The sequence below is a fragment of the Bacillus sp. EB600 genome (assembly GCF_024494385.1).
In the GTDB taxonomy this organism is placed as follows: Bacteria; Bacillota; Bacilli; order Bacillales; family Cytobacillaceae; genus JAEVLT01.
In genome coordinates this window covers 1-24,970 of sequence record NZ_JAEVLT010000021.1, presented here as the reverse complement: position 1 = coordinate 24,970, position 24,970 = coordinate 1, and the positions used below count along the sequence as shown (strand labels likewise).

Sequence of the window (24,970 nt, the reverse complement as noted above, 5' to 3'; positions counted from 1 at the left end):
CCTAGCTAGTTTACTTGCCTTCTGGTATAACAGCGTGTTTATTCGTCTTAGACTCCAGTGTCAATTTGAGTCAGCAAGTTGGGTGTCATTACTTTTGAAACCATTCAGTATGGAAAACACCCTCCATATCCACACGTTGATATGTGTGTGCACCAAAATAATCTCGTTGTGCCTGCAATAAGTTTGCAGGTAAAGTTTCTGTACGGTAGCTGTCATAGTAAGCCAATGAGCTTGAAAATACCGGTACTGCAATACCCCTTTCTATTGCTACAGTGAGTACTTGACGTAATGCATATTGATAACTACCCACGATTTCTTTAAAATAAGAATCTAATAATAAATTAGGTAGGTTCGGATCTCGATCATAGGCTTCCTTAATTTTTTGTAAGAATTGTGCACGAATAATACAACCTCCACGGAAAATCATCGCAATATCGCCATAACGAAGGTTCCAGTTATACTCTTCAGATGCAGAACGCATTTGTGCAAAGCCTTGTGCATATGAACAAATTTTACTCATATAAAGAGCTTTACGAACTGCTTCAATTAACCCTTCTTTATTACCTTCGAACTTATTGTTGTTAGGTCCTTGTAAAATCTTACTCGCCTTGACTCGCTCTTCTTTCATTGCAGAAATAAAACGGGCAAAAACGGATTCTGTAATTATTGGAAGTGGAACACCTAAATCTAGGGCACTTTGGCTCGTCCATTTACCCGTTCCCTTTTGACCCGCTGTATCTAAAATCACGTCCACAAGTGGTTTACCTGTTTGTTGATCTATCTTTGTTAAGATATCTGCTGTAATCTGTATTAAGTAACTATCTAATTCGCCTTTGTTCCATTCTTGAAAGACCTCATGAAGTTCGTACGCACTTAAACCAAGTATACTTTTCAAAATATAATAAGCTTCTGATATTAGTTGCATATCACCGTATTCGATGCCGTTATGCACCATCTTTACATAATGGCCGGCCCCGTTAGGACCGATAAATGTACAACAGGAATCACCTTCAACTTTCGCTGAAATTGCTTCTAAAATTGGCTGTACCATTGTGTATGCCTCTTTCTGACCACCCGGCATAATAGAAGGACCTTTTAATGCCCCTTCTTCCCCACCGGAAATACCAGTACCTATAAGATGGATACCCATCTCGTTTAATTGTTTATTGCGTCTTATGGTATCTTGGAAAAATGTATTTCCACCATCGATAAGAATGTCCCCTTTATCAAGGTAAGGTTTCAACGAGTCAATTGTTGCATCTGTTGGTGTTCCTGCTTTAACCATTAATAATATTTTTCGAGGACTTTCTAATGAATTAACAAATTCTTTGATACTGTATGTACCAACAATCCTTCTTCCTACTGCTTCTTTGTTTAAAAAATCCTCAGTTTTATCGGAGGAACGGTTAAAAACAGAAACCGAATAACCGCGACTTTCTATATTTAATGTGAGATTTTTCCCCATTACTGCTAAACCGATTACACCAATTTGTTGCTTTACCATAAAAATCTCCTCTTTCTTTTCAATTTAAAAATACTTTTATAAAAATACGGATATGGAATTTTTTTCAAATCACCTTTTCTTAAGTCAATTTCATAAGACTCGTTACTATTTATTTAAGGGGAAAGCATCCTGAAAAAATGTAAGTCCTCCATCGATGACTATGTCACCTTTTTGAAGAAACGGCTTTAGCGAATTAATTATTAAATTTGTTGGTTTTCCCTTTTTTACCATTACCAAAATATTACGAGGCTCTTTTAATGAATGGACAAACTCTCTAATACTGAACGTTCCCACAACACTTTTCCCCTTCGCTTCGTTGTTAATAAATTCTTTAGTTTTGTTAGTGGAATGACTATAAACGGATACAGTATAACCGCGACACTCTATATTTAATGCGAGATCTTTTCCCAAAGATGCTAAACCAATTACACCAATTTGTTGTTTTGCCATGATTATCATTCATCCCTTCGTCATTTTAGAAATTAGTTTGAAAATTGTCATTCATTACAATTTACTTGTGCAGAAGTTGCTCAAGTTCTATCTTTTCTTTTTCAAATCCTGGCTTGCCAAGTAAGGCAAACATATTCTTCTTGTATGCCTCGACCCCCGGCTGATTAAAAGGATTTACTCCTAGAAGATATGCGCTCATAGCGCAAGATTTTTGAAAAAAATATACCATTTCTCCAAAGTTATATTCGTTAATTTCATCTATTTCCACTAACAGGTTTGGAACCCCTCCATCCATATGCGCCAACAAGGTTCCCTCAAAGGCCTTTTTGTTGACTTCGTGCATCGTCTTACCGGCCAAGAAATTCAATCCATCGATATTTTCCGGATCTTCCTCAAACGTTAGCTCGACTTTGGGTTTGTTAATTTGTAGCACAGTCTCTATTAAGTTGCGTTTGCCTTCCTGCACATATTGACCCATAGAATGCAGATCCGTCGTGAAGTCCATTGAAGCAGGAAACAGGCCTTCTTTGTTCTTCCCTTCACTTTCACCAAACAGTTGCTTCCACCATTCAGATACATAACGTAAAGAGGGTTCATAGTTAACAAGTAATTCTATACCCATCCCTTTTGCATAAAGGATATTTCGTACCGCGGAGTATTGATAACACTCGTTGGTTAATACATCCGGATTATTGTATTTATAGAAGGCATCCACCGCTCCCAACATCATCTGGTCAATGTTTAGACCTGCAGTGGCAATAGGCAGGAGAGCCACTGATGTCAGTACCGAATATCGACCGCCTATGTTATCCGGAATCACAAATGTTTCGTAGCCTTCTTTGTCAGCAAGTTTTTTTAACGATCCCTTCGTTTCATCAGTGGTGATAAAAATACGTCTCCTTGCTTCCTCTTTTCCATACTTATCCTCCATATAATTGCGAAAAATACGAAAAGCGATGGCAGGTTCAGTGGTTGTCCCTGATTTAGAGATAACATTAATAGAGATATCCTTTCCCTCTAAAAGCTCCAGTAAATGAGTAACATAAGTAGAACTTATATTCTGTCCGGCGAAATAGACCTGTGTGGTCTGGCTCATTTGGTTATGAAAGCTATGGGATAATGCCTCAATGGTGGCTCTTGCTCCTAAATAAGATCCACCGATGCCGATCACAACTAAAGCTTCTGAATGACTTTGGATTCTCTCAGCAACCTGTTTGATCCGTGAGAATTCGTCTTTATCAAAGCTCAATGGCCAATCCACCCACCCAAGATAATCTGATCCAGGACCTTTTTTTTCATGGAGCCAGTTATGTGCTATCTGAATAAATTCCTTAAGTTGATTCACTTCACTTTTTTTCATAAATGTCAGAGCGTTTGAGTAATCAAAAGAGATAGACATACGATACTTTCCCCTTTTCAAATTAAATATGTTTAATATATTTTATGCCTTTGACTTTCTAGTTTTTTCTACAGAATCACATCCATTTTCATTTTTCGTAAGTATAGAAAATGATAGACTTCATCTAGTATTAGAAGCAAGCGAACATTCGTAAGGGCTATCCGCAGCAAAATGGAGGTTATATGAAGAGGTTATGATGTTGTAATCTCATCACTACGTTCTCTTCCTATTTTATTGATAATTCTGAAATCTCAAAACAAATAATTCTTAGAGCAACTTTTTTAGGAGTTAATTATGTTGGTTTCTTCTCGTATAAGAAAGGTATATTTTAGAAACTTCTCTGTATTTAATTTTTAGTTTATAAATATTTATTTTGACTGATAAACATTGTGTATGCAAGATAAATGTCCATTATATAAACTAATCATACACATTTACAGATAAACGTTGATTAATTATAGACAGCAATACTGTGGACAAACACAATAATTGTAATCGCTGCAGCTATTGCTACATATGGCCAAATACCAGCCCTCTTTCGTTGAGTGCTATACATCATATCCATATCATCCAGCATACGTCCAGGAAACTTCCCCTTGTCAGTTACGTAATGTCTGTAGAGAAACACAGGAATAATAAACGAGGCACTTATTAGACCCGCCCAAAGAGTACCAGCTCCCCAAATATCAGCACCCATTCCAAGGAAAATAATATTAACAAAGGATAAGACTACATTTGTTACTAATAGCACATTTGGTACTTTAAAAGGTCGAATCCAATTTGGACGATCTACGCGGTGAATCCAACCGGCATTTAGATTAAGAAAATTAAATATCATATAATTTACATTTGATAGAGCAAGGACAAACGTGTAATCTGACATCGTAAGTAATACTAGATTAAATATTAAATCCGTCCACATTGCTCTCGTAGGTGCCCCATGATGGTTAACATGTGATAGATATTTTGGAAGCCACCCATCCACAGAAGCCTGATATAATGTACGAGAGGAACCTGCCATTGATGTCATAATAGCTAACACCAAGGAAAAGATTAACATTACTACAATAAAAGCATATATTACGAAGCCGCCGCCTACCATTTTAGCCATAATGCTACCGACTCCTGACCCGCTAACGAGACCAGGATCTAGTAACCCTTTTAATCCAATAGCATTTTGGAACGAAAGTGGAACAAGAATAAACATTGCTATACACAGTAATCCTGAAGTAAATATAGATTTATATGTGTCTTTCTTAGGATCTTTAAATTCACTAGTATAACAAATGGCAGTTTCAAAAGCATAAGACGACCATGCTGCTAAAAACATCCCTCCCATCATTATTGTCCATCCTGCCATATCCCAAGTACCTGATAATGGATGAAGAGGGAATAAGTTCTTTAAGGAAATACCATGGGTAAATAACGGTACGAGTCCTACTAAAACTAAAGGTAGAAGTGCGAAAATTGCTAGCACTTTTTGTAGACGGGCAGCAGCAAGGGCGCCTCGATGTTGAATAGCAAATATCATCAAAAGTAATACTGCACTTAGCAAGAAGGTTGCATTAATTCTTAATGATAGGTCATGCTTAATGAAACCCAAATTTAGAAGTGTAAGTTGCCAATTTGTAAAGGCTGAATGAGGGAAAAAACTATTTAATACGTATCCTGAAGCTAGCGATGTTCCAAGAGCCAATGTCGGAGACCAAGCCAGCCAATTGCTCCATACAGATAATGGCGCAATGAGTTTTGAATATTTTATCCATGCCATTGCACCATAAACAGATGCCCCACCAGACTTATTAGGAAATAGTCCTGCAATTTCAGCATAAGTAAAGGACTGGAGAAAACCCATAAAAATGGATATTGTCCAAACTACCCATGAGACATTCCCAACAGTGGCTCCGATAGATCCAATTGAAAATAATACTAAGGCTGGTACACCGCTTGAGAACCAAAATGCATCTTTCCAAGTCATTTCTCTTTTCAACTCAGCCGCAGAACCCGATGGACTTTCAATTTGTGGATTAGGAATTTGTAAGGCAGTAGCATCCTTATTTCCAGGCGCATTTATACTCATAAATAATTAACCTCCTATTTTTTGAGAATCAAAAACTACTGTTACTTCGGGGGTAAAAAGTAAACATCGCCCGCTTCAGCTACATATTTTTTCACTTAATTACCAAGTACCACAACTGTTCCATTTACAACAATCTTTACTTCTAAGATGGTATGCGTGAATTCAAATTATTCTCCAAGCTGTATGGAGAAAGTAACCCAATGATAATGCATTTTCTTTTAAAGTAATCGGCACGTCAATACTTTGACTTTAACCGCTGGGATCTCCAACACTCTATTTAATTCTTTTTTATAGGTGCCTGCTTTAATTAATTGTACACCTGGCTTTTGACTTAAATAATTGAATTCTGGTTTTGCTACTGTTTACTCATTCATTTTCTTCCCTCCAATAATTTTTTCCTACATCTTCTTTAAACGCTTTCATTTTCTAATATTCTATCTAGATCTCGAGGTGAAAAAAAGTACTGAACTTTATATTGTAGGATAGTTCTATATTTACATAAAAATCAGTAGATACCTACTCTATTTTCCCAATTATCGGGAATCTACAATATTTTGATTTTTTAATCCTGCTTAAGGATATCTTAAAGAAGCTCGATTAATTGCTGTATATTGCAACAGCTAAATGTTGTTACCTTCCCGCATAACCTTTAAAAGAGTACAAGATCATTCCTTCATTAAATGTGTATGAATTTAGAGTTGATTAATGGAATATCTTTAGATGAAATAATTCTTGCTATATGATTGCTCAGCAGATTTATTAACGTATAACAAACCCAATCGGAATGGCAGAAAATAAACAAATGTATTCAATCTAAAAAATATAGAATCGGCATTCCGATCACAATACAATAACGCACAATGCTTGTTTTTACTCTAATGTGTTTATGATGATTAGCATATACAGAAAATAACATACTTGGAAAAGGATAAATCGTAATCATGACCCCAAAAGAAAGAACTCAACAAATTTCCCGTGGTAAAAGTAACAACATTCCTTCCATGTCCCTAAATTACAAACTATTTGACACCCCGTCAGTTAGAGCTCCATCTTGTGTTGCATGCTTATCAAATGTCGATTAGCTTCCTTTAAGGTACGAGTTCCCCAGGGAGGAAGTTTGTCGCTGACTTCCATCAGAAAAGGGGGTCACCCGCATATCAAATACTAAGCTTAAGCTACAGTTACTACTGCCTTTACTGTTCAGGACTTGCACCATAGAGACTGTACCCATGCCGGGAACACAATATTAAAAGCAGAAGATCATTTTGGTCTTCTGCTTTTAATATGAGTCGTTTATTTTTTACGCATCCCTAAAATAAATACAATTAAAGATAAGAGAATAGCGACTACTGATAAAATAAGAGGAAAAGATTTAGATGATTCATTTACTTCTCCTGTTACTTGAGTGTGGCTTTTTTCGGATATGTTCCATATTGGTATGATAATCGGTGCTTGTTCCCTTTACAATATCTGTAATTGAATGAGGAGATTTTGATCCTTCATCACCTGTCCACTCCACTACACTTCCATCTTTATAATATTGATAAGCATCCCAATCAGCCTTTGTCGCACGATCAGGATTTTTGGCGGTAAATACAAATTGTTGGAATTGACCAGGTAAAATTCCTTCACCTGTTGCCAAGAATGTAATCGATGTTTCCTCAATTTGGTGTGAATGAAAAAGGCAATCGAATGGCCATGTCCTTTTCTGATAGCGGTAAGTTATTCAATAAAAGGCTGGGGGAAATTGATCTTCTCCTTCATAGACCTTTAGATGGAATAATCAAACAACTGATCATTAAGCGTCAAGGTAAAAGATGGTACGCTATTTTCTCTGTCGAAAGACAAGCGTTACCAGCCTCTATTGATACAAATAACGCAATAGGAATAGATGTTGGACTCAATAAATATGCAGTCCTTTCGAATGGTTCACAGTATGATAACCCCAGATTTCTTCGAAAAAAGGAAAAACAACTAAAAAAGGCGCAACATAAACTTTCAAAAAAGAAAAAGGGTTCTGCAAACTACACCAAACAAGTACAGCGAGTTCGGAAATTCCATGAAAAAGTTGCGAATCAACGAAAAGACTTTCTTCACAAATTAAGCTTCAACTTAACGGAAGATTATTCGGTTATTGCTGTAGAAAATCTAAATATCCAAACATGGTCAGAAACAGGAAATTATCTAAATCTATTTCCGACGCTGGTTGGGGTATGTTCCGAAACATGCTTGCTTATAAATGTGAAAGAAATGGTGGTATGCTTATCAAGGTGGAACCAAAATTCACTTCTCAAGATTGCTCTTGTTGTAACAATCGAGTAAAGAAGTCTCTTTCTATTCGCACTCATATTTGCACAAAATGCGGGACTGTGATTGATCGGGACTATAACGCTGCATTAAACATCCTACAAAAGGTATTAGAAAAATTGCTTGTGGCAAACTGAATATCAATCACTACTGTAGGGCAAGGGAAATTGTGTAAGACATATTGGGAAACCCCCACTATGCTACGGTTGATGAATCAGGAAGCCCCTTCTTCAAAACAACCCGAAAGGGTGTTAAGGAGGGGTCATTCACCATTTGATCTCACACTAGTAGTGATATAGATTTGATTATTCTCTAGACTAGCCATGTAACTACAATTAAAAAGTAGATACGTAAGGGCCGCATGCATCTTTATCGGTCGTGTGACAGAGACTTCTTGTAGTATCGAGCTATCGGTTGCTTTTCAAATGCGCACTCATTCTACTGACAACTCCTCCGATCTATCCAGCAAGTCCAGGACATTATCTGCTGCAGCTGAATGCAACTCACGATTGTAACGTCTGCCTAATTAACACGTCCAGTAGGAGAGAATATGCTAAAACTCTGAAAATACAGTGTCGGCACTCTAATCGTCTCTCTTCAGAACACGTTGCAAATACAAGTGTAATGTCCTCGACTAAAACTGCCTTGTGTGGTGACCAAACATCCATACAAGAATAATTCATGTTGCTTTGTCCTACATTAAAGATGAAGAACTCCGAATAGATTCACAGTTTACCAGGATCATCACCCAGCAGCTGACGATGGCAATCGTAAAATCGTGTTAACGCTTACAATAGCAGAGCACTTGCACCCATACCTCCATCAGCTTGTTGTACCACAACTACAATACGATCATTTTTATTGAACCCTGGAAATATGTCCTACAAGGAGGCAGTGAGACCTTCAACTTGGAAATCGTACCGGATAGTCATGCTATTTATAGTGTGCATCTTCAGAGAGCTTCTTTCCTCATTGTATGGTTAATCAATAATTATCAAGTAAAATGTGGGTTTATATATACAGGTTACAAACCTTGGAAATATTCACTCAATCACATCTGAATTGAATCTATTAATGGTTGTAATTTTTTTCTCCTATAAATCCAAAACCAAACAGCCTGTCTTCGCTCTAGAAACACAAGTTAAAATGACATTTGTTTCTTTTCTTTCAGTATCTGAAAGGAACATATCCCTGTGATCCACTTCACCGTCCAAAACGTCAACTTGACAGCTGCCACATCCCCCGATTTTGCATGAATAAGGTGCTTCAATATCGTGTTTCAACAAGATATCCAACAAATTTTCCCCTTCAGGAACTTGAAGAACTTTGTTGCTTTTATTTAGTTTTACTTCGAAAGGTCGCTTAGGACCCAAATCTGGAGGTGTGAAAAGTTCAAAATGAATACTTTTTTCAGGATATCCATATGATTTTGCGGCTTCTGCATATTCCTTTACCATTACTTCAGGTCCACAAAAATAAACATGTGTCCCAACTGGTTTATCTTTCATTAACTCTGTTGTCATTCTGCGCCCTTGTCTTGAAAAGTAAAAGTGGGTTTCGTCTGGATAATTAGAAACAAGAAATGGATAAAAAGCACATAACTCTTTTGAAGGAACAACATAATGTAATTCAAATGATTTTGCCTTCTTTTTTAACTCAGCTGCCATAGCTAGAAAAGGAGTAATACCGATACCCGCTGCAATAAAGACATGATGTTTTGCCATAAAGCTGAGCGAAAAATGATTTTTGGGATAACTAATTTTGAGTGGATGCCCAACTGTTATATGGTCATGCCAATAAATTGATCCACCTTTTGACTCATCACTTCTACGAATGGCAATTTTAAAGTAACCTGTTTCGTCCGGGTCATTTGTTAATGAATAATGACGTTCGATTAACCCTTGATCACTTCGAATGTACGTCGTAATATGAGATCCTCCACTAGAGCGAGGCAATGTTGATCCATCTGCCGCCTTTAACTTAAAACTTTTAACTTGCGGGGATTCATTTTTAACTTCTTCTACTATTACTTCAATTGTACCAGCGGACATTTTAATCTCTCCTCCCTTTGTTCTTAAATAACTTGGATATAACCAAGATATGCTTCCAATCTTTTTGAAAAGTGATTAGATACATCGAGTACGACTTTACAGTGCTCACATGTTATTACCTTGTTATTTGACATCTTATTATAGGAGTAACATTTTACACAATATACTTTATGATCTTTTTGTCCAAACCCATTATACTGAATTTCATCATCTGTAAAACCTACGGTATTAGCAATGTCTTTGATATGATAAATCATTGACCATGGACCAGAAATAAAAATTTTTGTACCAATTTTCTGTTCTTTAAAAATAGCATGAATTTTTTCATTTTCAATTGTCGGTAATAAGTTGATTTTATATTGAGGTATGTGCTGAAGATGGTCCAATATCTCTTCTTGTTGTCGATCTGTTTTAACATAAATTATTGTTTCTATATTATTTATAGAATGTAAATCTATAAATGTTAAACTTTCAAAAAGAACTGACTCATCAATTAGAAATAACATTTTCCTGCAGTTAGGTTGAAGTCTAAAAAATGGGTACTCTAAAAAATTCAACTCGAAAATTTGAGATCGGATCTGTTCCACCAAATGCAAATGCTTTTGTTCTTGCATAGCTGAGGTATTAAAAAAAAGACGATATTTTCTTTCTTTCTTACAAGTTTCAATAACTTGAATCGGGAGATGAAAAGTAGCATCATTACATTGAACTTTATCAGCAAAACCAATCATTTGAGGGATAGTGCCTTCCTCTAATTTCACATCTGCAATATATCCTTGTTCAAGTGTTCTTTCTTCATTAATAAGCTTACATTTAAATGACTTCATTTTCGTCCCCCTTCCTTTTGTTAGACTGAAGAAGATTTTTCTATTTTCTTCTCCAAATATTTTACTATTTTATCTTTATAAGAAATAAAACCTTTGTATTCTGCTAAATCGTCTGGTAAGTCCATAAGCACATTGTAAAACTGATTCATCCACTTCTGATTTTCACACAATTCATCAAGTGTAATTAAATGTGTATGAATACCAAATAAAATACCGTTACTACGTGGAAGGCGAAACAGTCTTTGATCTTCGACTCTTAAACATACTAAATGTCCAGCATTATCAACAGTAACGTTTTCTTTTTTTGATCCCCACTCATCAAATGTTTCAGGAGCCGTATCAAGAATTGGCTCAACTGTTATCGACCAGTTAAACCGAGTCCAGGGTTTTCCCGCTTCCATCCTTAAGATAAAGCTGCGAACTTTTTCAGCTAATCCACTTCCAGTAAAGGCTTTTGGAACAGGAGAATGAATTTCTAAAAATTTCATCCCAAGATCAAATGCGATCGACCAGTTGGCAGGAAAGCATAACTGTCCAGCATCCATATAAAGCTCTCCGTCCCTTTGTGCAAGATAAATTAAATCCTCTTGAACATGTCGTCCAATAAAATCTAACGGTTCATAAGGTAAACTTGACAGATCTCCAAAAGTAAAGCTCTGTACTTCCCCTAGTAAGCGGTTACAAAAAGTCCAACTACTTCCATCTTTAGTTAAACTAAAATATTGTGGATGTTCCATAATCATCTCATTCATAATAATTTCCAAAATTTCCCATTGTGCTTCAAGAGAGTGTGTAAAGGATTGATAGGTTCGCTCTTTTTCAGTATCTAAAAGATGACGTTTTAGATCAATTTCCTCAAAATATTCTGGCGTAATTTCAAGCACATTCTTCGAATGAAGCGGTTCTGAATTATTAGAATAACGATAAGAATTTCCCTTAAATGGAAATGGAAAACGTTTTAATATAGGTTGATTAGGGATTTTTTCCCTTTGTATAGAAATATAATTAATTTTTTCCATTCTTTTTCCTCCTTTAAAATATGGTACAAAGAGAATTGGATTTAAAGATTCTACAAATGTTCTCAATCTTTTGAGTCAAGGGGGGATGTTGTTTCTACTCTATCTAATCTCTTCTTTATAATTTTTTGACTTCACTATCTTTTCACATATCAACTACTTTTTAATTTTTCCTCTCATTTTATCCCACCTTTCCGATTTCAAATTTTTTTCACTTGGAAAATTTAAAGCTCCTCATAAATGAGAGAATGTTACTGGATGACCATATGTTCACATAAATATTGAGAAATTCAAATTAAATTCTCCCGAATATTGAGAAAAATGAATATATTTTTATTAACAAGGCTTTTTAATAACAAATTACTTGATAAAACGACACATCCTCTTACTCAGAGTAAAAAAGTATCCCCAGACTGAGGATACTAAATTGATAATTGAGATGTTTCAAAAGATTACTTTTCTAGTTTGCCGGGTAATACTTTTTAGTCCTAACCTATATTTTGTATTATCTTGGTTTGACCCATCCTAGATTTTCAGAAATCTCTTCTGCACCTCTTTTAATCTCGCATACAAAATGCCTGATTTGTTGTTCCCTAAATCTAGATTCTAGACCTCCAAGACTTATAGAAGCAACAACCTTGTCTTCCCAGGAAAAAATAGGTGCTGCTACGCTAACCGTTCCTTTTGTTGTTTCTCCAAAAGAAACTGCAATACCCGATTCCTTAATCTGCTTTAATTCAGTTTCAAATCTATTTATATCATGTATTTTTCCTTGTCCGATAAGATCTCGAATAATTTGCTGCCTTGTCTTTTTTTTCATATGTGCTAAGATTACTTTTTTAGAAGCACCCTTGCATAACGGATTACTCATCCCAATCGGCTCAGCAACTTTTAGAAACAGTTCCGCATTAACACAATCAATAAAAACACCTTCATTACCTTCTGAAACTGTCAAATATACACTTTCCTTTGTTTTCATCGCTAATTTTTCCATAATTGGAAGTGCACTATTGCGAACCAATAGATTATCCCTGATTGAGAGCCCAAGTTGCATTAAAGTCAATCCTAATCGAAATTTTTTAGTTTCTCTGTTCTTAAACACGAATCCATATTCTGAAAGACTCGAAAGTAATCTATGCACCGTTTGAATTGGAATGTCTAATTGCCGGCTTACTTCAGTTGCACTCCACTCTTCCTTATCCGCATTAGGTATAATAGTAGTAAGCAGAGTAATCGATTTCCGAATCACCTCCGACATATTGCATCTCCTCGTATATTAGTAGTAAGAGCTCTTTGTAGAAGAATTCCCAGTTGATCCAGATCCTCTATAATTCACTCTAGATTCCTATAGGTTTTATTAGGTTAGCCTACCGGCTTCCCCATCATTATTTTTTGTTTTACCCTAGTTTCACCCACTTGATGGGGGGAGCCGAGGTACAAAGTAAATTAAGCATTACTAGATTTGTGTTGTTCCTATGTTTTTGCAGGGGGATGGTTCCCTGCTGCTTCTTTGATGTGCCTTTAAATTGAATCCCGAGAAATGACATGGAGGAGCTCCTACGCTTTACTCCGTCATTTTTTTGTAGAATCTTTGGCCTGACCGTGGGACAATGGTGTCGACAAGCTTTTCTTAGGAAATTTCTTTTTCTCCTTGCGAACATTTTTGTGTACTGCTTATAAAGCCTGCTACCCTTGACTCATCATTGAATTTAGATAAAGCAATAGCTGATCCAGTCAATGTTTCACTATCGGTTTCTCTTAGTGTGATTAAACACATGGAATCTGAGGTAAAACGGCTTGACCGTGAAATTGCAAAGTTCAAGAAAGGCATTCCACAGACACTAAAGTCCATAAAAGGAGTCGAAGATGTATATGCAGCTGGTTTTATTGCCGAGATTGGTGATATCAAACGTTTTAAGAGCCATCATGCTGTTACACTGGCCTCGTATAGAGTCAATATCAATCAGGTGAATTTGAATCCGACGAAACCAAACGTGCAAATTCCGGAAACAAATACCTTCGGTACTTGTTCATACAAGCAGCCGATAAAGTACGCCAACATGATTCAGAATACAAAGCCTTTTGAAATACAACGAAGTACCAAAACTTCAACACAAAAGAGCACTCATCCTTACTGCTAGAAAATTGGTACGATTGGTGTGGCTTATTTGGTATACAATTTTTAAAAGGATTTACCCCCTAATCCCAAAATAATTCCAATACTTTATTTTTTGGTGCTTGACATATTACCGCTAGGCTTTTCTTTAGATAAAAACTTCACAATCTTGTGAATAAATATTGGTAAATACTTAGAAACATACATCTATGAATATAGATTTTTAAGACTAAATACAAAAAGAACCCACATTGGCAAATAAATCTGAATTCAATTAAAGCAGAAGAAATAATGTAATAATCCCCAGCCATCGTGCTTGTTAATGAGGAAAGAAGAGAGAGATTGGCTTCCCTCCCTTTTATATTAATCGGTTATGAAACAACTCTATTAAACAAGTTTTCCTATTTAGAATGCTTTTATCGTTCAATTTACTTTTTATAAACAATGTGGATCCATTAAAATGCATTAACTTCTGCCATCTGAAGCCGTCTAAAGTGAAAGTATACTGTTTTCATTCCTAATTTTTGCAATTGCCTGCCGTCGATCTGGTTGATTATAAATGGCAGAGCCAGCTACAAGGACATTCGCTCCTGCTTCGATACAAAGTTTAGCTGTTTCTGGGTTTACCCCACCATCTACTTCAATTTCAACTTGCAATTTTCTTTCTTCTATCATTCTCGCGACTTTTTTAATTTTAGGTAGAACAGAATGGATGAAAGATTGTCCTCCAAAACCTGGATTTACTGTCATAAGCAATACTAGGTCAATATCCTCTAGAACATGCTGGATCACAGAGACGGGCGTATGTGGATTCAATACGACTCCTGCTTTCATCCCTTCAGCTTTAATTTGTTGAAGGGTTCTGTGCAAATGTGTGCATGCTTCTACATGGACCGATAATAAATCTGCGCCAGCTTTTGCGAACGCTCCAATGTATTGATCTGGATTTTCTATCATTAAGTGCACATCTAAAGGTAATTTTGTTACGGGCCTAATTGCTTCAACAATTAACGGACCAATAGTTATATTTGGCACAAAATGACCATCCATAACATCAACATGAATATAATTAGCCCCGCCCTGTTCGACATCTTTTATCTCATCTTCAAGCCTTGCAAAGTTAGCTGAAAGAATGGAAGGTGCAATCTTGATCATAATAAATACCTCTGCTTTCTATTAAAATATATTCTATCATTTAGAAGCTCCTTTTAAATAAGAAGAAAGAGTGTATAGAGGAGATCTGCCCAAATAGCTTATCACCATTAATATGTGGTATCCCATAAAAGGAGAAGAAAGAAAACACCTACGTATATAGCAATAAAGATCCTCTCAATTATTGCATAGTCTTTAAAACCAAATATATGCACAATAAAGAATAAAAATTAAACTGAAGCAGCAACAATAGGATTGATTGAAGGAATTAGAATGTAATACTCATCACCAAAAAAGGAAACACAGCTGTTTCTGCGGGAAACTCAAATGTAACGCCTACGCCTTTATAAATCAGGCTAACATTAAAAGCTTAATATCCCCTATTCGTTTATCGTCGATTCGGACATGTCATAAAACATTTCCAAGACAGAAAGCTACATAGATCTTTCTCGATTAACTAACTATTGTGAATTTACTATTCATAAGTTAGTTTATTGGAATCAAATGTATAATCACATATTTGGCCGCAAGGTATGAGTAAATAATTGAAAAAGATAAAAAATGTTTATAAATCACACTTAGTCCAAAAGATGCAGTACTTTTTAAAATCAAAGTTTCATTGATGATGATGGTGTTGATTTTCTTGAACATTGACATTGCTTAGTAAAGGTTTGGCCTCTAGTTGTGAAAAAGTAAGTATAATCACAACGGAAATAACTGACGTTACAATCCAGGGAAAGGTACGAGAGTATCTAGAAACAGAGTCTTCAACTCGCTTTAATTCAGAATTGATCATGTGAATTATAAAAAGGAAACATGTAATAAAAAGAACATCTGTGAATACCAACATAAGTTTGAAATTATCTGAAGGCATCATTTCTCCTAACATTGCCCCCATCATTCCTCCCATAACTCCACCGGCAATTCCTTCCGCTAGAGCAAGAAGGTTAATAAATCTTCCTACCAAAGCTCCCACTACAAGACTGAAACTAATTACCAAAATTGTAGAAAGGGTTATGTCTCCTTTAAATGCGATTCCAGCAATTAAACCCATCACCAAACTACTAGCCATCCCTAATACCATTACAACTGTCATGCCTGTCATATTTACTAATTTGTTTTTGTGATTATAAACCTTCACTATACAGATTATTGTATATATGATTACTATTAGGGTACTTATTAGTATTAACATAGGCTTTCCCCCGGTTTCTAAGACGAATTTGACTTAATATTAAGGGTGAAAAAGGAATTGAATTAGACACAATTCCTTTTTCATCTACTTTTTACATATGACAGCTTGAACCTTTTTTCTCAATAGGTTTAGGTAAATCTAGTGCAGGATTACGGTCAAAGAATCCTACTGGTTTCAACTGGAAGTTAGTATAGGCAGTAGGCATGATTGGCCAATCTTCTGTACGGGTAATATGATGATGACCCATTGTATACCAAACTACAATATCTTCATTTTCAATGTTACGATCGGCTTCAACATACTTAGATAATCCATCTCCACCCCTGTTTTGGTTTGGATAGTTACCTGATGCGTATCTTTCATTTCTATTAAACTTTGTAACATGTAAATGATTTTTAAGGAAACCTGCTCGTTTAATTAAACTAGAATCGTCGTTCGCAAATGGAAGGCAGTTTTCACCTGTCATAATTTTATAGCCAACTGGTTGACCAACAAAGTTTTTACGATTAGGGTTAATGACTTTCCATGTCCGAGCAGATTCTAAATTCATTTTACGTATTGCTTCTTTTTCAGTTTTAAACTTAGTTGTAACTGGATAGAATCCGTTATTATATGGATTGTGTGGACCCTTTTCTTCAGGCACAGTGTTAATTTCCATAACCGAGTTCTTCATTCCATCCAATTGGAAATCTAAACGAAAATTAAAGAAATGTTGATGGAATGTAGCATTTAATTGTGGAGCAACTAGATTACCGTATTTAGGAATTTCATCTTCATCAACCGCTCCAGTATTTAACATTCCTGTTAATTTAACTTCCTGTTCGATTGTTCCATCTGTATAGAAAGACCAGAAGAATCCATAATCATAGTTTGCAACTGTTGAGAAGAATGAAACGACTAGACGGCGTGAACGTCGTACTTCCACATCATCAGTTCTCCAGTCTGTATGTTTCCAAGCGATACCATAATCCTCTTCATGCAGGCATATTGCATTAGGAATAGTTCTCGGATTTCCTTTACCATCTGCTAAAACGGCGTCAAAGTAACGGATGTGTCCAACACAATCACAGCCAAGAGTTAACGGGTTAGCCAATTGGCCCATTCCATATTCCCCTGCATCAAAAGCATTCTGGCGGCTATGCATTTCTGTTGTATCAGCATATGGTACAACCATTTCAGATAAAGATCCTCGGTAAAGAATCGAACGCCTTTCCCCTTTATCCTCATAACCTACATCATGAATAACTAGTCCTTCTCTTGGTGTAAAGCTAATACGGAAATCCCACTTTTGCCATTTAATATGATGACCGTTAACTTCAAAACTAGGGCCTTCTGGCTGTACGATATCTAAAGGTTTTAAACTTGTCCGTAATTCAATAGAACTAGATTGCTCTGGGGAATAGTTTCCTTCCGTTGGTGGTAAAGGTTTAACACCATAGTCCTCGATACGAATGATTTCCATCTTATTTAGGTCAACTACTGCATAGAGACCTGTAAGCGGGTAGGCATAACCATTATCCTTTTCTGATTTTCTAACCCATGCGAGAGCGCGTGCTACTCTTGTGCTAGGATCGTCCAGTTCATTGAAATAACCAGCAGACCATGGATCAATCATTACTAAATCTGGATTTGTAACACCGCGTTTTAAAAGAGCTGCCTGATATTCAGGATTGCCTTTACATACTTCTTCAATATCAAAATCCTCTAGCATAAACCCTGGTTGAACGCCTGGAATATGCTCCCATGAAATAACATCCTCTTTTGTAAGAGAGACAACCGCTTCATATGTTTTATTAGTCCCACTATCTAAAATAATAATGAAAACTTCCCGATCAAAGCTATCTCCATCTTTATAATTTAATACAACGTCTTTTTCTGGTTCGTGTAATACTATTTGTGGGAATCTTACAGATTCACTCAAATTCATTTTCCGCCTTAAAATTGCAATTGCCCTAGTAATTTCTCCAGCCGATAGAGGTTCAAGAGGATGCTGAACCTTTTGTAATACATTTTCTGGTGTGCTCATTAAATTGCCTCCTTGTAAAGTGTTTATAATTAAGATTACAAATAATTAATTTAAATGAAATATAACTTATCCAAGCAACTCCTAGAAAAAGACAATGTTGATGATAGCGTATTCATTCTATTAGATAGAATGAATTATCATCTAATTTATCTGTAAACTTTCTAAACCACTATAAAAATAAAACTAAATTCAAGTGGACTTAATATGTTGATAACTTGTATTGTAGGAACAACGATGTAAAACAAATCATAGGTCAAACAAGAAAAAGTATAGCTCAAGTGGAGTTTGTCCAACATGAAATTGGCTTCCACCAAAAATTCTTAGAATCACACCATAGTTTGCACAAACCTCAGACCATATTGGTTTTAAGTGTGTATGAAACCTATAATCTAATTAAGTAGTTTCTATTTTGATTGGATGATCATATCGATTTTATCTGAATCCATTTCCCTACTCGAGATTCGCATGTATGCCATACATGACCCCGGATTATAATCCAATCTTATACATTACCCTTAATATGGAAGCACAAAAAAACAATACGAGGGTTTGATCCAATAGTGAACCCATGGGTTGGATAGTTTTGTTATCACTGTCTGCATCGGCTTTAGATTTGGCCTGTATTTTAATTACTAAATGCTTAATTTTCCAATGGTATATTCAGGAGAAATCTAGTCATCTACGACAGATGCATTTCAATCTGCCACTGACACCAGACTTTTTGTTTCACCCTAAACCGTAAGTAACCATTAAAATGTCGTCTTTTTCTAGACTAGTTGTTACCGTTTCACCAACTACAAAGCATTTAACCCCATGTGCATTAAGCGAATCACAAAAGATTTATTTATAAATCCAGTTCTACCTACACCAGCTGTGAACACTTTCTTAGACTTAAGGATCCATTCTACCAATCTTTCTACCTCATCCTAGGCAGTATGTCTATCTTCTAATTTAGTTTCTTCACAATTTCAGTTGCTAATTGAATCGTCTTCGTCTCTGGCATTACCTTTGATTAACCATGCCTTGTTTAATTAATTTTTGCATTTGGGCTGCAACTTCTTTCTTATCATTTTGACCGGTAATGCCGCCACCTACAATGACAAGATCAGGCTCCAGTTGAATGACTTCCTGCAATGTATTTAATTTAATGCCCCCTGCAACAGCTATTTTTGACTTCTTTACCACACGTTTAATGGTTCGCAGCTGTTCAAATGGACTTTCTCCAGCTGCTTGAAGATCGTAACCTGTGTGTACACAAATATAATCAACACCAAGGTCATCAATTTCATATGCTCGTTTTGCAAGATCCTTTACATTAATCATATCCACAAGGATTTTTGTCCCCTGTTTTTTAGCTTCTTCTACTGCACCTTTAATAGTTGAATCGTCAGTTACTCCTAGTACTGTAATAATATCAGCACCCGCTTCAGATGCTTTCATAACTTCAAAGGCACCTGCATCCATAATTTTTAGGTCTGCTAATACGGTCAGGTTAGGGAAGGCCTCCTTAATTTCTTTTACTGCTCTAAGGCCTTCATTGATGACAACCGGTGTGCCAATCTCTACCACATCAATATACGCCTCAACTTCTTTCACCAGCTTTTTTGCTTCTAGGATGTTTACGAGATCTAACGCTAATTGTAGCTCCATATTTCTCACTCCGTTTTTAGTTTAATTGATACATCGTCATTATAAGTCGCAATTTTCAGATAAAAAAGTAAGCACTTTTTTATCTAATAGTGTAAAGAAATTCACTATAACAGATAAACTATACCGAAAATTAGTATACTGAAATTATGAAAAAAATTAAAAAAACCACATGTAGCTATCTTTATGAGTGATTCTTCATATGGTTCACTTATTTTCCTATCATTTTTCGATAAAGGCTGATATATATAAACTGTTAAAAAATTCTTTTCTTTTTTTATAGTAAACAAAATAATAATATCTTTTCCAATGGATTGGTGCATCTTAAGAACTACATTAATTTTTAACCAAAACTATATCTGTACCCTTATGATAGAGTTCATCAAAGTAGAGTCCACAAAATATTAATAAAAACTATAAAAATAAAAATTATATTCCACACTTTACAAATCAATATTATGTTATATATTTATATTTAATAATCGGAATATTCCGATTGCTATAATTTTATAAAAGAAAAAAAGAGCAATTTTTTGAAAAGTTCATGTTTAACGTACAAAACATTAAGTTAGGAGTTCAGTCTAAACAATTAGTTTCAGAGGGTGATATTTATCAGATACCGCAACGGAACTCGTGTTTGAACAGGAAAATGTCTGTTCTTGCCCTGCAACTACCATAAGTATTTAAAATTGCCCAGAAGATGATGGATCAGTAGTTATTGCATTTTTAATAGAATTGAAGAACCCTTCTATACTTTAAAATTAGTAAAAGATATTTTTAAAAGGATTGAAAACAAGTGTGGAGGACAAAATATGATACGTTTTGGAGTAATTGGTACGAGCCAGATAACTCAAAAATTTATTGAAGCAGCTAGTAAGGTCGAAGATTTTGCACTATCTGCTGTTTATTCCCGAACAGAAGAAACTGCAAAAAAATTCGCAACAAAGTACGGCATTAGAACGATCTTTTCCGATCTCACAGCGATGGCAAAAAGTAAAGAAATTGATGCTGTTTATATTGCAAGCCCCAACTCTTTTCACGCCAGTCAAGCTATTATCTGCATGAATCATGGAAAACATGTGCTTTGTGAAAAGCCAATTGCATCGAATATGGCAGAATTGCAAGAAATGATTAACGCATCAAAAACTAATCATGTGTTGTTAATGGAAGCTCTAAAAACAACGTTTCTTCCTAATTTTAAAGTTATCCAGGACAACTTGCATAAAATCGGAAAGGTCCGCAGCTACTTTGCAAGCTTTTGTAAATATTCTTCCCGCTATGATGCTTATAAAGAGGGTACGGTTTTGAATGCTTTTAATCCTGTGTTCTCTAATGGCTCTTTAATGGATATTGGCGTCTATTGTATTTATCCTATGGTTGTATTATTCGGTAAGCCTCTAAGCATAAAAGCCAATGGATTTCTACTTGAATCAGGGGTGGATGGAGAGGGAAGTATCATTTTTAGATATAAAGAAAGCATTGCGGTTGTGGTTCACTCCAAAATAACCAATTCCTATATCCCTTCAGAAATCCAGGGTGAACAAGGAAGTATACTGATTAACCGAATAGATACTCCGGAAAAGGTGGAAATCCGTTATAAAGATGGCAAGGTAGAAGATATTACGCAATCTCAAATAGCTAATTCGATGTATTACGAAGTGAACGAATTTATTGATTTAATTAAGTTTAATCAACTAGAGTCCCCCGTCAATTCTTTTAAAAACTCCCTAATTACCACAGAAATCATCGAAGAAGTACGAAAACAAATTGGTCTTATCTATCCAGCCGATAAGGCAGAACAAACTTATTCATAATATAAAAGTAGAACTAGCCACTAAATATCCTGAGGGCTTTCGGTTGTATGATGAATTAATTTATCCTTCAATCCATGATGAAACTAGCAATCTAAAAAGCAGATTTCTTATTAAAAGTGGCTCTAGAACGTTTCGCTTACATTTTAATCATATTATTTGATAACTTAGCTTTTGTTTTTTAGGGTTTGATCATTAATGATTCTTTGTCTTATTGTATTCTTTAAGGGTTATATTGGTCTAGTTCTTGAAACGCTTTATCTGTATTTGGAGGTTTCTGGTAATATATAATAATTATAATAATTTAAAATTTGACTCTGTTTTAATTGAGAATAATTTCGGAATACAAATTTTTAAAGTACTCAATCATTTGTTTAGTAATAAGTTGTTAATTCAGTTTATGGAGGTTTTGTTAAAGTTATCAGAAATAATAATAAATTATAATTATTATTTTTTAATATTGATTTTTAATAAATATATACTATAATTCAGATATGCTATAAAAAAAATTCACGAGGTGACCAAATATGACTACGGAGGAAACAAATATGGACGCTAAGGACATTACTAACATTGGAAAGTGCCCTTTTCATGGCGGCGCAACTTCTAACAAATCTAGTAATATGCCAAATAGAGAATGGTGGCCAAACCAGTTGAACTTGAATATTCTACATCAGCATGACAGAAAATCTGACCCTATGGGAGAAGACTTTAATTATGCAGAAGAATTTGAAAAATTAGATTACTATGCTCTTAAGCAGGATCTTAAAGATCTTATGACAAACAGTCAAGATTGGTGGCCGGCTGACTACGGACATTATGGTCCATTCTTTATCCGTATGGCTTGGCACTCCGCAGGTACTTATCGTACAGGTGACGGCCGTGGTGGCGGTGGTACTGGCAATCAGCGTTTTGCGCCACTGAACAGCTGGGCTGACAACGGTAACCTTGATAAAGCACGTCGATTACTATGGCCGATTAAGCAAAAATATGGCAACAAAATCTCTTGGGCCGACTTGTTTCTTCTAACTGGTAACGTTGCGATTGAATCAATGGGCGGCAAGACATTTGGTTTTGGTGGCGGACGCGCAGACATTTGGCATCCAGAAGAGGACATCTACTGGGGTTCAGAAACTGAAATGCTAGGTGATAACCGTTACACAGGCGATCGTGAGCTTGAGAATCCTCTTGCTGCCGTTCAGATGGGTCTTATTTATGTTAACCCAGAAGGTCCAAACGGCAACCCAGATCCGCTTGCAAGTGCTCGTGATATACGCGAAACCTTTGCACGTATGGGAATGACCGATGAAGAAACAGTTGCATTAACAGCTGGCGGACATACTTTTGGTAAGTCACACGGTGCAGGAGATGCTGCTCATGTTGGTCCTGAACCAGAGGCTGCTCCTATTGAAGCACAAGGCCTAGGTTGGCTAAGTTCACACGGCACTGGCAAAGGTCGCGACACCATCACGAGTGGCATTGAAGGTGCTTGGACTGCTAATCCGACACAATGGGATAATGGTTACTTTGATATACTGTTTGGATATGAATGGGAGATTACAAAGAGCCCGGCAGGCGCATATCAATGGGTTGCTGTAAATCCTGCTGAGAATCATCTTGCTCCAGATGCAGAGGATCCATCAATACGTGTTCCGACTATGATGACTACAGCCGATATGGCACTGCGTATGGATCCAGGATTCGAAAAGATTTCTCGTCGTTTCCATGAGAATCCAGAAGCGTTTGCAGATGCATTTGCTCGTGCATGGTTCAAACTATTACACCGTGACATGGGTCCTCGATCAAGACATCTAGGCCCAGAAGTTCCAAAAGAAGAGCTTATTTGGCAAGATCCTGTACCAGCTGTTGATTATGAATTAACAGCTAATGAAGTAGAAAAGATTAAAGTTATGATCCTAGACTCAGGTCTTACAATTAACGAGTTAGTCACAACGGCTTGGGCTTCAGCAAGTACCTTCCGTGGCTCAGATTATCGTGGTGGCGCAAATGGGTCTCGCATCCGTCTTGCTCCACAAAAGGATTGGGAAGTGAATCAACCGGAACAACTTACAAAAGTGCTTACTGTACTAGAAGACATTCAAAGTCATCTAGATAAGAAAGTCAGCATGGCCGACTTGATAGTACTTGGTGGTAGTGTCGCAGTAGAAAAAGCTGCACGAGATGCAGGCTTTGAAGTAACTGTTCCTTTTGTTCCTGGACGTGGCGATGCAACCCAAGAGCAAACTGATGTAGAAAGCTTTGCAGTGCTAGAGCCTATCGCTGATGGTTTCCGCAATTATCAGAAGAAGCAGTATAGTGTAAGTCCCGAAGAACTCTTAGTAGACAAGGCGCAGCTGCTAAACCTTACTGCACCAGAAATGACTGCACTTGTTGGTGGTATGCGTGTGCTAGGTACTAACTACGGTGGCACACAACACGGGGTTTTCACTGATCGTGTAGGTACACTTACTAATGACTTCTTCGTTAACTTGCATGACATGTCAGTAGAGTGGAAGCCTGTAGACGGAGGCGTTTATGAAGGACGTGATCGCAAGACAGGTGAAGTAGTACGTACAGCAACTAGGGTTGACCTAGTGTTCGGTTCAAACTCAGTTCTACGTGCCATTGCAGAAGTTTATGCTCAAGATGATAACAAAGAGAAGTTTGTGCTTGACTTCATAGCTGCCTGGGTCAAGGTAATGAATGCAGATCGTTTCGACCTTAATTAACAGCTACTAAAGTAATAAAGATCTATGAAAGTTGTTAAATAACATCCCTGCTATCACCAAGAAGACCGACTATTTTTGTCGGTCTATATTTCTCTGAAGTTGAACAAGCAACCTTCTCATCTTGAACTATAGTACCTGGTGAGAAGGTTGCTCCAGATAAAATGCTTCAAGGCAGAATCCCTGCCTATTTCTATGCAGATCGCTATCGTGTATACCTCTCTGCCAATTAACCGTCCTAAAGTAGAAGTAAATAATTATCAACGTGACGGTCAAATACGTTTTGATCAAAAGGGATAGGTTCAGTTTATTATGAACCAAACAGCTATGGTGGTCCTTCTGAAGCTAATGAAAGCAAACAATCCACTTTCCAAGTATCCGGTTTGGCTGAAAGTGTTGCATATGATCATAACGATCACTACACACAAGCTGGAGAACTTTATCGTTTAATGGATGAAGGAGAACGTACACGTCTTGTTGAAACAATCATTGAAACAATGAAGCCAGTTGAAAGAGATGATATTAAGCTTCGTCAAATCCAGCATTTCTATAAGGCAGACCCTGAGTATGGTAAGCGAATTGCTCAAGGGTTGAACCTCTCGGTTCCACAAGAAATAAAATAATAGTAAACTAACAAAATAGACCGTTCAGTAGAGCGGTCTT

General features: G+C 36.4%; 15 protein-coding genes and 3 pseudogenes. 5 read left to right on the top strand and 13 right to left on the bottom strand.

The features are described 5' to 3' along the window. Positions 1-88: 88 nt before the first annotated feature. The 5 genes and pseudogenes from gndA to JN080_RS18650 all read right to left on the bottom strand — a co-directional run bounded on the left by gndA (position 89) and on the right by JN080_RS18650 (position 7,075). The gene (gene gndA / locus JN080_RS18670; protein ID WP_256237494.1) at positions 89-1,504 is read right to left on the bottom strand and encodes an NADP-dependent phosphogluconate dehydrogenase; all 1,416 of its coding nucleotides are present in this window, start codon (positions 1,502-1,504) and stop codon (positions 89-91) included. A gap of 108 nt (positions 1,505-1,612) precedes the next feature. Further along, positions 1,613-1,954 (bottom strand): annotated as a pseudogene (locus JN080_RS18665) (NAD(P)-binding domain-containing protein); the annotation flags it as partial. Positions 1,955-2,015: 61 nt separating this feature from the next. Beyond that, on the bottom strand, positions 2,016-3,353 hold the full coding sequence (locus JN080_RS18660) for a glucose-6-phosphate isomerase (protein WP_256237493.1): 1,338 nt from the start codon (positions 3,351-3,353) through the stop codon (positions 2,016-2,018). 451 nt (positions 3,354-3,804) lie between these two features. Beyond that, positions 3,805-5,433, bottom strand: coding sequence for a trimethylamine N-oxide permease (locus JN080_RS18655; protein ID WP_256237492.1), 1,629 nt, complete (start codon positions 5,431-5,433; stop codon positions 3,805-3,807). A 1,381-nt stretch (positions 5,434-6,814) separates the two neighbouring features. Next, on the bottom strand, positions 6,815-7,075 hold the full coding sequence (locus JN080_RS18650; protein ID WP_256237491.1) for a DUF1775 domain-containing protein: 261 nt from the start codon (positions 7,073-7,075) through the stop codon (positions 6,815-6,817). Between the two features lie 11 nt (positions 7,076-7,086). On the opposite strand from JN080_RS18650, the pseudogene JN080_RS18645 reads away from it, so the two are divergent. Next, positions 7,087-7,877 (top strand): annotated as a pseudogene (locus tag JN080_RS18645) (RNA-guided endonuclease InsQ/TnpB family protein). A 957-nt stretch (positions 7,878-8,834) separates the two neighbouring features. On the opposite strand, the gene JN080_RS18640 reads toward JN080_RS18645, so the two are convergent. The 4 genes from JN080_RS18640 to JN080_RS18625 all read right to left on the bottom strand — a co-directional run bounded on the left by JN080_RS18640 (position 8,835) and on the right by JN080_RS18625 (position 12,892). Continuing rightward, the gene (locus tag JN080_RS18640; RefSeq protein ID WP_256237490.1) at positions 8,835-9,791 is read right to left on the bottom strand and encodes a PDR/VanB family oxidoreductase; all 957 of its coding nucleotides are present in this window, start codon (positions 9,789-9,791) and stop codon (positions 8,835-8,837) included. Between the two features lie 23 nt (positions 9,792-9,814). After that, positions 9,815-10,618 (bottom strand): dimethylamine monooxygenase subunit DmmA family protein, encoded by an 804-nt coding sequence (locus tag JN080_RS18635; protein WP_256237489.1) that lies wholly within the window; start codon positions 10,616-10,618, stop codon positions 9,815-9,817. A 20-nt stretch (positions 10,619-10,638) separates the two neighbouring features. Then, the gene (locus JN080_RS18630) at positions 10,639-11,637 is read right to left on the bottom strand and encodes a heme-dependent oxidative N-demethylase family protein (protein ID WP_256237488.1); all 999 of its coding nucleotides are present in this window, start codon (positions 11,635-11,637) and stop codon (positions 10,639-10,641) included. Positions 11,638-12,139: 502 nt separating this feature from the next. Further along, on the bottom strand, positions 12,140-12,892 hold the full coding sequence (locus tag JN080_RS18625; RefSeq protein WP_256237487.1) for an IclR family transcriptional regulator: 753 nt from the start codon (positions 12,890-12,892) through the stop codon (positions 12,140-12,142). Positions 12,893-13,409: 517 nt separating this feature from the next. Here JN080_RS18625 and JN080_RS30160 point away from each other — a divergent pair. Then, positions 13,410-13,775, top strand: a complete 366-nt coding sequence (locus tag JN080_RS30160; RefSeq protein ID WP_483861548.1) for a transposase — start codon at positions 13,410-13,412, stop codon at positions 13,773-13,775. 464 nt (positions 13,776-14,239) lie between these two features. Here the strand turns inward: JN080_RS30160 and rpe are convergent, their stop codons facing one another. The 4 genes from rpe to hxlA all read right to left on the bottom strand — a co-directional run bounded on the left by rpe (position 14,240) and on the right by hxlA (position 19,773). Beyond that, positions 14,240-14,905 carry a ribulose-phosphate 3-epimerase gene (rpe, locus tag JN080_RS18615; protein ID WP_256237486.1) on the bottom strand — a complete coding sequence of 222 codons (666 nt, stop codon included), beginning with the start codon at positions 14,903-14,905 and terminating at the stop codon, positions 14,240-14,242. A 613-nt stretch (positions 14,906-15,518) separates the two neighbouring features. Beyond that, entirely contained in the window at positions 15,519-16,097 is a 579-nt protein-coding gene (locus JN080_RS18610) for a hypothetical protein (RefSeq protein ID WP_256237485.1), read from the bottom strand. A 91-nt stretch (positions 16,098-16,188) separates the two neighbouring features. Further along, positions 16,189-18,123: a primary-amine oxidase gene (locus tag JN080_RS18605; RefSeq protein ID WP_256237484.1), complete on the bottom strand. Its 1,935-nt coding sequence runs from the start codon at positions 18,121-18,123 to the stop codon at positions 16,189-16,191. A 1,002-nt stretch (positions 18,124-19,125) separates the two neighbouring features. Further along, on the bottom strand, positions 19,126-19,773 hold the full coding sequence (gene hxlA / locus JN080_RS18595) for a 3-hexulose-6-phosphate synthase (RefSeq protein ID WP_256237483.1): 648 nt from the start codon (positions 19,771-19,773) through the stop codon (positions 19,126-19,128). Between the two features lie 809 nt (positions 19,774-20,582). Here hxlA and JN080_RS18590 point away from each other — a divergent pair. From JN080_RS18590 to JN080_RS18580, 3 genes and pseudogenes are all read left to right on the top strand, one after another. Beyond that, positions 20,583-21,584, top strand: coding sequence for a Gfo/Idh/MocA family protein (locus JN080_RS18590; RefSeq protein WP_256237482.1), 1,002 nt, complete (start codon positions 20,583-20,585; stop codon positions 21,582-21,584). 545 nt (positions 21,585-22,129) lie between these two features. Then, positions 22,130-24,310: a catalase/peroxidase HPI gene (gene katG / locus JN080_RS18585; protein ID WP_256237544.1), complete on the top strand. Its 2,181-nt coding sequence runs from the start codon at positions 22,130-22,132 to the stop codon at positions 24,308-24,310. 86 nt (positions 24,311-24,396) lie between these two features. Further along, positions 24,397-24,930 (top strand): annotated as a pseudogene (locus tag JN080_RS18580) (catalase-related domain-containing protein); the annotation flags it as partial. Positions 24,931-24,970 lie beyond the last annotated feature (40 nt).